Below are 12,091 nucleotides of genomic sequence, written 5' to 3'. Positions count from 1 at the left end.
GAGGTTAATATGCAAACAGTAAATTTTGTAGAGAGGTTCATTATATATATAGAAGATCATATCAGGGAGAATATAGATTATGATGAGGTACTTCTTGATATGTCCGTAGAACCTAAATCATTCATCACAATTTTTTCTTCATTGGTCGGGTTCAGCCCTTACGAGTATCAGATGAGGCGTAAAATGACAGAGATTGCATATGAATTAGAGGCGGGGCACAGACGATTGATTGATATCTCCAAGCAGTATGGCTTTCACGATATAGAACAGTTTAAGAAAACATATCGTGAAGCGTTTGGGATATCGCCCTACGAAACTGAGAAGTATTTTCAAACTTTGGATCTTACAGAACGCATATCTTTTGAAGTGGTTCCGGTTGAACGACCAAAATACCGTTCCACTGAGCAGCATGTTGAAGGGTTCAGAATCATAGGTGCCGTCCGCCGTTTCTCAGTAGACCATTATAGTACATTGATGAAGTATGACTTTTTATCATATCTTGAAGATAACCATGTGTTGGAGGAGCTACTCAAGTATAATGACGGTCATATAAAAGGCATCATACTTCTTGAAAGATATATAGGAGGTAAGATGGAATTGATGATCGGTGTTTCCTCCCTCTCCCCTGCACCATTTGAAGAGACTTATACGGAATCTGGAGATTATGTCATCTTCGAGTCTGAAGGGGATCCGGAGATCGTCAGCGAAGACATCTACCGTTATATATTCCGTAGATGGCGATTCAAGGAAGATCGCGAGTTGAATTGTTCCTATTCCATGGAGCTGATCAAAAGTAGAGGATTGTTTTTCTCTGAGGATAGTAAAGTACAAGTATGGCAACGTTTATCTGATTAATAAAAACGCAGTGTGAAGTTGACTTCAATCAACATCACACTGCGTTTTTTTACTATTGCCAGTCGGTGTGGAAGACGCCTGGCTGATCGATTCTTTCATAGGTGTGTGCACCAAAGTAATCACGTTGGGCCTGAATCATATTGCTGGACACACGTTTTTGTTTCATGCTGTCAAAATAAGAGAGGGCACTCAAGAAACCAGGCACTGGAATTTCATTTTCAATCGCCTTGATGGCAATGCTCCTTAGACTCGGATGTGCTTCCTTTACCACAGATTTGAAATAGTCATCAAGAAGCAGATTGTCGAGTTTAGGGTCCTTTTCATATGCTCTATTGATCTCTTCAAGGAAGTGCGCCCGGATGATGCATCCGGCCCTCCAGATCATGGAAATCTCCCCCAACTGCAGATTCCATTCATAGATGTCACTTGCTTCTTTCAATAGGCGGAAACCTTGTGAATAGCTCATCAGTTTACTTATATATAAGGCATTTTTTAGATCTTCAAGAATTTCATTCTTGTCTTCTTGCGGGAGGGCTCCCATTTCGGCATCATACGCCTGATTGATCTGCGCACGCTCATCAATCAGACTTGAGAGGCATCTTGAGAACACACTGTCTGTAATGATGGAAAGTGGAATGCCGAGTTTCAGACCTTCTATACCAGTCCATTTGCCTGTGCCTTTTTGCCCGGCCTTATCCAAGATGAGGTCAATGATATATTCACCGTCTTCATTTTTGAATTCAAGGATGCGTGCAGTGATTTCAATCAGATAACTGTTTAGGTCGCCCTGATTCCATTCATCGAACACTTCACTCATCTCTTTATTACTCATGCGGAGGCCATGCTTCATGAAATAGTAGCTCTCTGCAATGAGTTCCATGTCTGCATATTCTATACCGTTATGGATCATCTTGACATAATGGCCGCTACCATTATTGCCGATATAGGTGACGCATGGTTTACCATCATCTGCCTTGGCTGAAATTTTTTCCAGTATATCCTTAACATTATCATAGGCAGACTTTTGACCGCCGGGCATTAAAGAAGGACCATTCAATGCACCTTCTTCTCCTCCACTGACTCCCATGCCAATGAAGTTGATGCCCATTGCTGTCAACTGTCCGTTGCGACGCTGTGTATTCTCATACTGTTCATTACCGCCATCTATCAGTGTATCCCCCTCCTCCAACAAGGGGGCTATTTGTGAGATGGTATTATCAGTCACTTCTCCTGCTTTAACGAGAAGCAATATGTTGCGAGGTTTTTTAAGGCTCTTTACGAATGATTCTAAAGAAGAAGAAACCGATACTCCTTCTTCCTTCAGTTCCAAAGTCCTGTTTTTTCTCACATCTTCGTAAAAGTCAAATGTAGTAACATCAAATTCATTCCGGGCCATGTTCTTGGAGATATTTGTGCCCATAACCCCCAAGCCGACCACTCCGATATCATACAGCATATATGCTACTCCTTATCACTTTGGACTTTGATGATGCCTGTAACGAGTTCAGCGACCTTGACGAGCTCTTCGACCGGGATGCGTTCTTCGGTAGTGTGGATGTTTTCATATCCGACTCCGAGTATTACTGTGTCTATTCCGTGTCCTACGAAGATGTTGCCATCACTGCCGCCCCCGAGGCTGATTAAGTCCGGTGTCCTGCCAATTTTTTCGATGGCTTTGACAGCTGTAGTCACTACTTCAGACTCTTTCCCAGCATCCAATGCAGCATACATGACCTCGGACTTGATTTCTGCATGTCCGCCCATCTCAGAGGCAGTGGTTTCAAATACATCTTTCATATGCGCCACTTGTTTTTCCATCTTATCGCCATCAAGGCTACGTGCCTCTGCAAGCAGGTATACATGGTCCGTCACGACATTGGTTGCGCCACCACCTTCAAATCGGCCGATATTTGCTGTAGTTTCTGAATCTATCCGACCGAGCTTCATCTGGCTGATTGCCTTGGCTGCAATGTTTATGGCGCTGACGCCTTCTTCAGGTGCTACACCTGCATGTGCTTTCTTACCATGGATGTTCACTTCAATCTTACTTTGGGTCGGTGCCGTAGTCACTACGGTGCCGACTTTACCTGTAGAGTCTATGGCATATCCGAAACGACTCTTCAAACGTGATGCGTCGAATGCCTTGGCTCCGACCAAGCCAGATTCTTCTCCAACGGTAATTACAAATTCAATATCGCCATGTGGGATTTCAGATTCCTTGATTGTGCGGATGGACTCTATGATGGCTGCAATTCCGGCCTTGTCATCTGCACCAAGTATAGTAGTCCCATCACTTACGATATAACCATCTTCGATGGCTGGTTTAACATTTTTTCCGGGTGCCACCGTATCCATATGAACCGTAAAATAAAGTGGTTCAGCTTCAGTGTTGCCGGCCATCCTCACAAGGATGTTGCCTGCACCGTATCCCGTGTCCTTTTGGGTATCGTCTTCTTCTGCTTCGACACCCATTTCCCTGAAGGTCTTCAGCAGATAATCTGCAATTTCCCTCTCTTCTCCAGTTTCGGAATCGATTTGGACCATTTCCATGAATTGCGAAGTCAATCTTTCTTGATTCATTGTGTGTTCCTCCTGTTACTGAGTTGATTGTGGATGTTCAGTGTATTATAATGTAAAGAGTAAAAAATTGAGGATGATTCCATGCAAAATAAGAAAATGCAGAGAGTAGTAATCTGGTTTATGATCTTTCTGATAGTGATTTCTGGTGTGCTTTTCGGCATCAGCATGCTCACTGCGATTTAATCAAATTAAAGAGGTCCCTCGGGACCTCTTTTTATTATATCAGATATCTTTGCCGTGCTCCTCAAACCAAGCCTGCAGATCCATGATTACACTCATGGTTTCATGGCCTTCAATGTTATGGCGTTCTATCATATCTACAATCTTACCGTCTTTGAAGAGTGCGAATGATGGCGAAGAAGGCAGGAAATCTGGTGCCTTTTCCCTGACATGCTCAGTGGCTTCCTTATCCTGTCCGGCAAAGACCGTAAGCAGTTGGTCAGGAAGCTTATCATAGTTGAGTGCATGCTTTGCTGCCGGACGTGCAATTCCGCCGGCACAACCACAGACTGAATTGACCATCACCAAAGCCGTCCCTTCCTTCAGGAGGTGCTCATCCACTTCTTCAGGCGTCGTCATTTCAGTATAGCCCGCTTCCCTCATTTCGCTTCTTGCAGTAGTGACAATATCATTCATGTACATGTTGAAATCCATATTCATTGCAAAAATCCCTTCTTCCAGTCCTTATGATCCAAAGCATATGCAAAGGATTTGATGACTCAATTCTATATTCAATCACTCTTTTTGTAAAGCTTAATAGATTGAAGTATGTTCGATGGAATAGGCTTCAATACGCTGTTTGACTGCTTTCAGGAATTGTCCCGCCACGAGACCATCCAATATGCGGTGATCAATGGATAAGCAGAGGTTGACCATGTCCCTTACTGCGATCATATCGTCTATGATCACAGGCTTCTTAACGATTGATTCCACTTGCAGTATGGCAGCTTGGGGATGGTTGATGATTCCCATTGATTGAACCGATCCGAATGCACCCGTGTTGTTGACAGTAAAGGTGCCGTTTTTCATATGGTCTTGAGTCAGTGCATGCCTACGACCGAGAGAGGCAAGTTCGCTCACCTGCTTTGCTATCCCTTTAATCGACAGATCGTCCGCATTCTTGATTACAGGGACATACAACTTATCATCTCCTGCGACAGCAATGGAGATATTGATATCCTTATTGACGACAATCTTATCACCTTGCCATGAACTGTTCAGCATAGGATACTCTTTCAAGGTTTCAGCCACAGCTTTTACAAAGAAGCTGAAGAACGTCAGATTATATCCTTCACTTTCTTTAAAAGCATTCTTATGCTTGTTTCTGACATTGACTAGATTGGTCGCGTCGACTTCCATCATCAGCCAAGCATGTGGAATCTCCTGACTGGATTGAACCATCTTATTGGCGATTGCTTTGCGTACTCCTGTTACCGGAATCTCTTCACCCGGGGTCGTAGGAGTTTCTATAGGAGCCACAGGTTCAGTGCGGCTTGGAGAATCGGCCTCTTTATGTTCTTCTTGTTTAGGCTCCACCTGACCGGTGTTGCCGGATTCTATCGCAGCTATAATATCTTTCTTCGTAATCCGACCTTCAAATCCGCTACCTTCAACCGTTTTAAGATCGATATCGTTTTCTTCGGCTAAGCGCATGACTACAGGAGAAATCCGCGTCTTCTGCCCTTTAGTCTTTGTGGATTTTTCTTCTTCAGGATTCTCATCTGCCGTCCCTACGCTTGACTCCTCAGGGTCTGACACGGGCTCTGTATTTGAACCCCCTTCCGTCTCCATCATGCAGATGGGCGTACCTACCTCAACAGTATCCCCCTCGTCAACGAGCAAATCTTTGATTGTACCGTCAAATACAGAGGGGACCTCGGCGGTGACTTTGTCGGTTATGACTTCACATAAAGGTTCATATTCTTCTATTTTATCGCCTTGCTTCACCAGCCACTTTTCTATCGTTCCTTCAGTGACACTCTCACCAAGCTTTGGCATAAGCACCTTTTCCATTACTCTTTTCCTCCTTAGTGTTCGGCAAGTTCCATCATTTTGGCTTCTATCTTGTCCGGATTGATCATGAAGAAATCTTCCATCGGCGGAGAATATGGCATTGCCGGGACATCTGGTCCTGCCAGACGCATTATCGGAGCATCGAGATCATATAGGCAGTTCTCTCCTACAATAGCTGACACTTCGCTCATCACGCTGCCCTCGAGATTGTCCTCAGTCACCAGAAGTACTTTACCTGTTTTGGATGCCGCTTCTATGATGCTTTCCTTATCCAGAGGATAGATGGTGCGCAAGTCGAGGATCTCTGTTTCATACCCCTTCTTGGAAAGTCTCTCGGCAGCCTGCATGGCATAATTGACGCAAAGCCCGTAAGTTATGACTGTAATGTCATCGCCTTCACGCTTGACGTCAGCTTTGCCGATCGGGACAGTATATTCGCCTTCAGGAACATCTTCTTTAAGGAGACGGTATGCCTTCTTATGCTCGAAGAAGAGCACCGGGTCATTATCACGTATTGCGGAAATGAGCAGCCCCTTAGCGTCGGAAGGAGTGGATGGTATGACCACCTTCAACCCGGGAGTTGAAGTGAATATCGTTTCTATCGACTGCGAATGGTAAAGAGCACCATGGATGCCGCCGCCGAAAGGAGAACGGATCACCATCGGACAATTCCAGTCATTGTTGGAACGGTATCTGATTTTCGCCGCTTCGTTTAAAATCTGATTTGTCGCAGGTAGAATATATTCTGCGAATTGTATTTCGGCAACAGGTCTTTTGCCCATCATCGCAGCGCCGATGCTGGTCCCGACAATGTTCGATTCTGCAAGAGGTGTGTCCAGACAGCGCATTTCTCCGTATTTCTCCTGGAGACCTTCAGTCACTTTGAAGACGCCGCCCTTTTTGCCGACATCCTCCCCCAGTACAAATACACTATCATCTCTTCCCATCTCATAATCCAGTGCTTGATGTATTGCTTGCAGATAGGATGTCTTAGCCATTGTTTACCTCCTCATATACATGCGTCAGCGCTTCTCTAGCATCCGGATAAGGCGCTTTTTCTGCTGCCTTGGTCGCATCGGTGACGATCTTTTTCGCTTCGGCTTCGAGAGTTTCGAACCATTCGTCATCGGCAACTTCATACTCTTTGATGTAGGCTTTAAACCGCATGAGGCAATCCTCTTCTTTCAGCTCACCTTTTTCCCTGTAGCTGTCGTCATCGTCCGACGAATGAGCGGTCAGCCTTGTCGACATTGCTTCTATAATAGTGCCGCCTTCACCATTCATTGCACGCTCCCTAGCCTCTTTGACAGCTTTATAGACGGCTATCGGGTCGTTGCCGTCAATGTGCTCTCCGTGGATTCCATATCCAATTGCACGATCGGACAGCTTGTCTGCACCATATTGAAGCTCCACCGGTACACTTATGGCGTATTTATTATTTTCTATGATGCATATAAACGGCAGTTTATGTACGCCTACAAAGTTCAACCCTTCGTGGAAGTCGCCCTGGTTCGATGATCCTTCGCCGAGTGTCGTCAGAGCAACGCGCTTTTCGTCATCCATCTTGAACTTGAAGCTGGCACCGACTGCATGAAGGACCTGGGTCGCAACACAGGAACCTTGGGTCATGATGTTATTACTTTTCTTACTGAAGTGTGAAGGCATCTGTTTGCCGCCACTTGAAATATCACCTTTTTTGGCAAAAGCAAAAAGCATGGTCTCTTCAGCCGTCATGCCGAAATGCGTCACTAGGGCGAGGTCCCTGTAATAGGGGCTGATTACATCAACCGCTGTATCGAGCGCATACCCTGCCCCTACTTGAGTCGCTTCCTGACCTTGGCACGAAATGACGAAAGGCAGTTTCCCGGCACGGTTCAAAAGCCACATCCTCTCATCCAATCTTCTTGCAAGGTGCATAGTCCTATACATTTCCTTTAAATCATCGGGAGTGAGCCCCGCTTCTCTATAATCCAACACGATAAATCTCCTCCTTATACATGGATGGCCTGACCTTCGGCGCTGAGTCCCAATTCCATCAGAACTTCGCCGATGGATGGATGTGCATGGATGGCTGAACCAAGTTCGAGCGCAGAAGCGTCCAGGAATTTGGCGAGTGCCACTTCGTTTATAAGCTCAGTTGCTTCCGGTCCGATTAATGAAATCCCTAAAATGTCCTTTGTATCCGGATCCGTGAGAATCTTGCCAAACCCTTTTGAGCCATTACTGATGACTGCCTTACCGATGGCGGCGAACGGAACTTTATGGACATTGTAGGAAATGCCTTCTGATTTTAATGTAGCTTCAGTCATGCCGATAGAGGCAACCTCAGGCGAGGTATAGATACACCTTGGTACAGCGTTGTAATCCACTGGATGAGGTTTATTATCTGCCATATGCAAGACGGCATTGATTGCCTCTTTAGTTGCTACGTGCGCCAGTTGAAGGTTGCCGATGGCATCACCGACTGCATAAATGTGCTTATCTTCAGTCTGGTAGTTCTCGTTAACGGTCAAGTAACCGCCATCGAGTTTGATTTTAGTATTGTTTAACCCGATATCAGCAGAATTAGGAGCTCTACCAATCGCCACAAGCACTTTATCGAAGACGCTTGGTTCGTCGTCATCGATTGCAAGGCTGACGGTGTCCTCCCCTACTTCTATGTCTGATTCATCCAGCGCATGGCCGGTCTTGAATGTGATGCCTCTAGACTCTAATGATTGCTTCAGCTGTTTGGCGATATCCCCATCTTCCAGGGGGATGATCTGATCCCCCGCTTCAATTACCGTTACAGCACTACCGAGATCATTCATCAGACTTGCAAATTCAAGGCCAATCACGCCGCCACCGATGATTGCCATTTTAGCAGGGATGCTTTCTAGGGTCATCATATCATCACTTGAGAGTACAACTTTGCCATCAAAGGGAAGGACTGGCAATGGGCGTGGATATGAGCCTGTTGCGATTAATACATGTTGATTTACCAGTATATCGCTTTCCCGCTCTTCATCTTCAGGATATTCCACTGCAATTGTCCCCGCCATCGGTGAGAAGATGGAAGGTCCCAATATACGTCCATAACCATTATAGACGTCAATGGCATGCTTTTTCATAAGGTGTTTTACACCATTATACATTTGGTCGACGACAGCGATTTTGCGTTCCTGCACTTTAGCCATATTAACTACAGGTGTTACCGACTCTATGCCAAAGGTGTCTGCATTTTTCATGGCATTTGCGGTGCCCGCTGACTGCAGGAGGCTTTTAGTAGGTATGCAGCCTTTATGGAGGCAGGTGCCACCCAATTTTTCCTTTTCAACAAGTGCAGTCTTGAAACCCAGTTGGCTGGCTTTGATCGCTGCAACATAGCCTGCAGTACCGCCACCAAGTATAACTAGGTCATATTCATGCGCCATTCGTTTTCCTCCTATTCATATCTCTTCATTTCCTCTTCTCCGCTCAACACCCGATAGCCGCCTTCTGCAAGCGCCTGCATTTCTTCCTCGCCAGGATAGATGGTATCCGGCGCGATGAATGCAATATACGGCCGTACGAGATCAATGAGATAAGTGCTGTGTGCCAAACCGCCGGTAAATATGATCTGTTCGACTTCGCCCTTCAGTATAGAAGCCCGTGAGCCGATTTCTTTAGCGATTTGAACAGCTAACGCCTGGTATATAGCGATTGCCTTTTCATCACCAGCTATTGCCATTTTCTCAAGCTCCAGCGCGTCCTGTGTTCCGGCCAATGAGACGAAACCACCCGATTTGGTCAATGTTTCCACGACCGCATCATAGTCCATGGCGTTATCCTCCATAAATTTAGCCAGACTGCCATTCGGCAGAGTGCCAGTTCGTGTTGGACTCATCGGTCCTTCCCCTGCCAGTCCATCATTCACATCAATTACCCGTCCATGGGCGTGGGCACCCACTGTAATACCGCCTCCCATATGACATACGATGACGTTGATATCCTCGTAATTCCGGCCTATGGAATACGCATACTTGCGCGCTACAGCCTTTTGATTCAATGCATGGAAAATCGACTTGCGCCTGATTTCCTTAAGGCCGGTCATGCGTACTTCCTCAACGAGCTCATCCACTACCACAGGGTCTGTAATCACGGCTTTGCATCCGTATTTTTCCCTAAACCGATCGGCAATCAATGCACTCAGGTTAGAAGCATGCCTACCATATCTGTTTGACCTCAAATCATCGATCATTTCCTGTGAAATGTTATAGGTTCCGCCTGAAATCGGTTTGAGAAGCCCACCTCTGGCGCTGACGATATCAATTTCTTCTGGTGGTACACGTTGTGTTTTAAGGAAGGTGCGAACCGCTTCAAGTCGAAATTCGGTCTGATCGGTTAAAGGCTTGACGGTTTCTTCAGTTGGGTGCTTCAATGTATCGAAAGCAAGTGGCCTGTCGTCTTCATAGATGGCCACTTTTGTCGATGTACTCCCAAGGTTGAGCACCAGGATTTTATATGTCAAATGGGTTACCTCCTGCTGAGAGGTGTCATTTCATTTAGGGAGAAAGTACTTTTGACGTGCATCATGCTCTTGATTCTTTCTTCTGCCAACCGATCTGCAGCAACTGCCGGAGTCACGTTGTCACGCTTTGCAATGGAGAAGATTTTATCCATCTGATCGTATATGCCCCGCACTTTACTTTCGGCACGTTCTGCATTATAGCCCTGAAGTTCATCCGCTACTGTAATCACGCCACCACAGTTTGTGACATAGTCAGGCGCATATATGATGCCTCTCTCTTCCAGCATACGGCCATGCTTATCATCATCGAGAAGCTGGTTATTGGCACTGCCGCAAACGGCCGCCACTTTCAGTTCAGGAATTGTGTCGTCATTTAGGATGCCACCCAGCGCACAAGGTGCGAAGATGTCTGCATCAACAGAGTAGATGTCGTCTATTCCTACTGCTTCTGCGCCGAAATCAGTGACGGCACGATTCACAGCATCCTCATTGATATCTGTGACGATAAGTTTGGCACCTTCCTCATGAAGGTATTTGCAGAGGCCATAGGAAACGTTGCCCACGCCTTGTACAGCTACAGTTTTTCCGCTCAGGGAGTCGTCTCCAAAAGCTTCTTTCGCTGTACGCTTCATCGCCATATAGACGCCGAGAGCAGTCATCGGGCTAGGGTTACCGCTTGAGCCGTATGATTCGCTCACTCCGCAGACATAAGGGGTCTCCTGATAGATGAGGTCCATATCGCTTACAGTTGTGCCGACGTCTTCCGCTGTGATGTATCTGCCACCGAGGCTCTGTATGTAACGGCCCAATGCTCTGAAGAAAGCTTCTGACTTGTCTTTGGAAGCATCTCCTATGATAGCTGTCTTACCGCCCCCGAGATCCAGGCCGGCTGCTGCATTTTTATACGTCATGCCCCTAGCCAGACGGAGTACATCTTCTATTGCTTCTTCTTCGGTCTCGTAGTTCCACATACGGCACCCGCCCAGTGCTGGACCAAGTGTTGTGTCGTGAATGCAGATGATTGCTTTCAAACCGCTTGTTTCGTCGTGACAGAAGACCAGTTGTTCATAATCATATTGTTCCATTTTTTCGAATATCATTTTTACCACTCCATTTAATTATTTTGATAGTGCCATTGCCAGATTGATGGAATTGAATCTATCTTCAGAGCTATCGGCACGTGATGTAAGGACGATTGGGACCCGGGCCCCGGTCAACACGGAAGCGACCCTGGCTTCAGCTGAATACACCAGTGACTTATAGAGAATGTTTCCAGCTTCTATATTAGGGGCTATCAGAATGTCGGCGTCGCCCGCTACCTCGGATTGCACCCCTTTTTGAGCTGCAGCTTTTTTAGAAATTGCCAGATCATATTGAAGTGGCCCTTCCATTATAATATCATATTTGAAGTCCTGAGTTCCCATTTCAACTAACGCGTGTGCATCTACGGTCGATGGCATCTTATCTGTCACTTTCTCGACAGCCGACAACAGCGCGACTTTAGGTTTGCTGATGCCAAGCATTTGGGCTGCTTCAGACGTATTGTTGATTATTTGTTTCTTCTGTTCCAGGTCAGGGGCAATATTCATTGCCGCATCACTGAGCAATAAAGCTTTATGGTAATTCGGCGGATCGAACAGGGCGACATGGCTCAGCATGGTCGATTCGACTACCCCATGCTCTTTTTTCAGCACTTCCCTAAGAAGTGTCGCGGTCGGCACCATGCCTTTTACCAATATATCGGCTTTACCCTGGGCGATGAGGCGTAAGGCACTATGGGCCGCTTCTTCATCATCCGTGACATGATGGATGAAGAGATTGCTTTCAAGCAGTTCCGCCTGCCCCATAGAATCGAGTAGACGTTCTAATTTCGGACGGTCATCAATGAGATGGCATCTGATATTATGGCTTTCAATAAGTTTGATGACAGGTTCCAATACTGTGATATCCCCAGCTCTACATATTGAAAGCGTTATCATTTTACTTGATTCTTTTTTGAATATTTCATCGAAGTCCACTATATTCCCTCCCCTCAGCTATTATTATACAGATACGAAAATCAAATTACACGGCATTACTTAAACTTGAAATACTCTAAACATTTAAAAATATTGATCATTTTTATATGTGACTGACTTGAGTTATAATGGACTT

Annotated in this window: 12 protein-coding genes; 2 read left to right on the top strand and 10 right to left on the bottom strand. The window is 45.8% G+C overall.

From position 1 onward, the window contains the following. Positions 1-9 precede the first annotated feature (9 nt). Positions 10-855, top strand: a complete 846-nt coding sequence (locus ACZ43I_RS06025) for an AraC family transcriptional regulator (RefSeq protein ID WP_344702896.1) — start codon at positions 10-12, stop codon at positions 853-855. A gap of 52 nt (positions 856-907) precedes the next feature. Here the strand turns inward: ACZ43I_RS06025 and gndA are convergent, their stop codons facing one another. Both gndA and ACZ43I_RS06015 read right to left on the bottom strand, forming a co-directional pair. Then, a complete protein-coding gene (gndA, locus tag ACZ43I_RS06020; RefSeq protein WP_344702895.1) occupies positions 908-2,311 on the bottom strand; it encodes an NADP-dependent phosphogluconate dehydrogenase in 1,404 nt (467 codons plus the stop codon). Positions 2,312-2,316: 5 nt separating this feature from the next. Continuing rightward, positions 2,317-3,435 carry a M20/M25/M40 family metallo-hydrolase gene (locus tag ACZ43I_RS06015; RefSeq protein ID WP_344702893.1) on the bottom strand — a complete coding sequence of 373 codons (1,119 nt, stop codon included), beginning with the start codon at positions 3,433-3,435 and terminating at the stop codon, positions 2,317-2,319. Between the two features lie 81 nt (positions 3,436-3,516). On the opposite strand from ACZ43I_RS06015, the gene prli42 reads away from it, so the two are divergent. Next, positions 3,517-3,618: a stressosome-associated protein Prli42 gene (prli42, locus tag ACZ43I_RS06010; protein ID WP_344702891.1), complete on the top strand. Its 102-nt coding sequence runs from the start codon at positions 3,517-3,519 to the stop codon at positions 3,616-3,618. A gap of 39 nt (positions 3,619-3,657) precedes the next feature. Here prli42 and ACZ43I_RS06005 read toward each other — a convergent pair whose 3' ends face one another. From ACZ43I_RS06005 to ACZ43I_RS05970, 8 genes are all read right to left on the bottom strand, one after another. Next, positions 3,658-4,095, bottom strand: coding sequence for a BrxA/BrxB family bacilliredoxin (locus ACZ43I_RS06005; protein ID WP_344702889.1), 438 nt, complete (start codon positions 4,093-4,095; stop codon positions 3,658-3,660). Between the two features lie 93 nt (positions 4,096-4,188). Further along, positions 4,189-5,448, bottom strand: a complete 1,260-nt coding sequence (locus tag ACZ43I_RS06000; protein ID WP_344702887.1) for a dihydrolipoamide acetyltransferase family protein — start codon at positions 5,446-5,448, stop codon at positions 4,189-4,191. A gap of 14 nt (positions 5,449-5,462) precedes the next feature. Then, positions 5,463-6,446, bottom strand: a complete 984-nt coding sequence (locus ACZ43I_RS05995; RefSeq protein WP_344702885.1) for an alpha-ketoacid dehydrogenase subunit beta — start codon at positions 6,444-6,446, stop codon at positions 5,463-5,465. Further along, the gene (locus ACZ43I_RS05990) at positions 6,439-7,425 is read right to left on the bottom strand and encodes a thiamine pyrophosphate-dependent dehydrogenase E1 component subunit alpha (RefSeq protein WP_344702882.1); all 987 of its coding nucleotides are present in this window, start codon (positions 7,423-7,425) and stop codon (positions 6,439-6,441) included. The genes ACZ43I_RS05995 and ACZ43I_RS05990 overlap by 8 nt, the downstream gene beginning before the upstream one ends. A 14-nt stretch (positions 7,426-7,439) precedes the next feature. Then, entirely contained in the window at positions 7,440-8,861 is a 1,422-nt protein-coding gene (lpdA, locus tag ACZ43I_RS05985; RefSeq protein WP_344702880.1) for a dihydrolipoyl dehydrogenase, read from the bottom strand. Between the two features lie 11 nt (positions 8,862-8,872). Further along, positions 8,873-9,937: a butyrate kinase gene (buk, locus tag ACZ43I_RS05980; protein WP_344702878.1), complete on the bottom strand. Its 1,065-nt coding sequence runs from the start codon at positions 9,935-9,937 to the stop codon at positions 8,873-8,875. A gap of 5 nt (positions 9,938-9,942) precedes the next feature. Continuing rightward, on the bottom strand, positions 9,943-11,037 hold the full coding sequence (locus ACZ43I_RS05975; RefSeq protein WP_344702876.1) for a Leu/Phe/Val dehydrogenase: 1,095 nt from the start codon (positions 11,035-11,037) through the stop codon (positions 9,943-9,945). A gap of 18 nt (positions 11,038-11,055) precedes the next feature. Beyond that, positions 11,056-11,955 (bottom strand): phosphate acyltransferase, encoded by a 900-nt coding sequence (locus ACZ43I_RS05970; RefSeq protein WP_344702874.1) that lies wholly within the window; start codon positions 11,953-11,955, stop codon positions 11,056-11,058. Positions 11,956-12,091: the final 136 nt, after the last annotated feature.

It is taken from the genome of Salinicoccus jeotgali (assembly GCF_055379195.1).
Note: the sequence above shows the minus strand (reverse complement) of the source record. Positions and strands in the feature narration are given on the sequence as shown.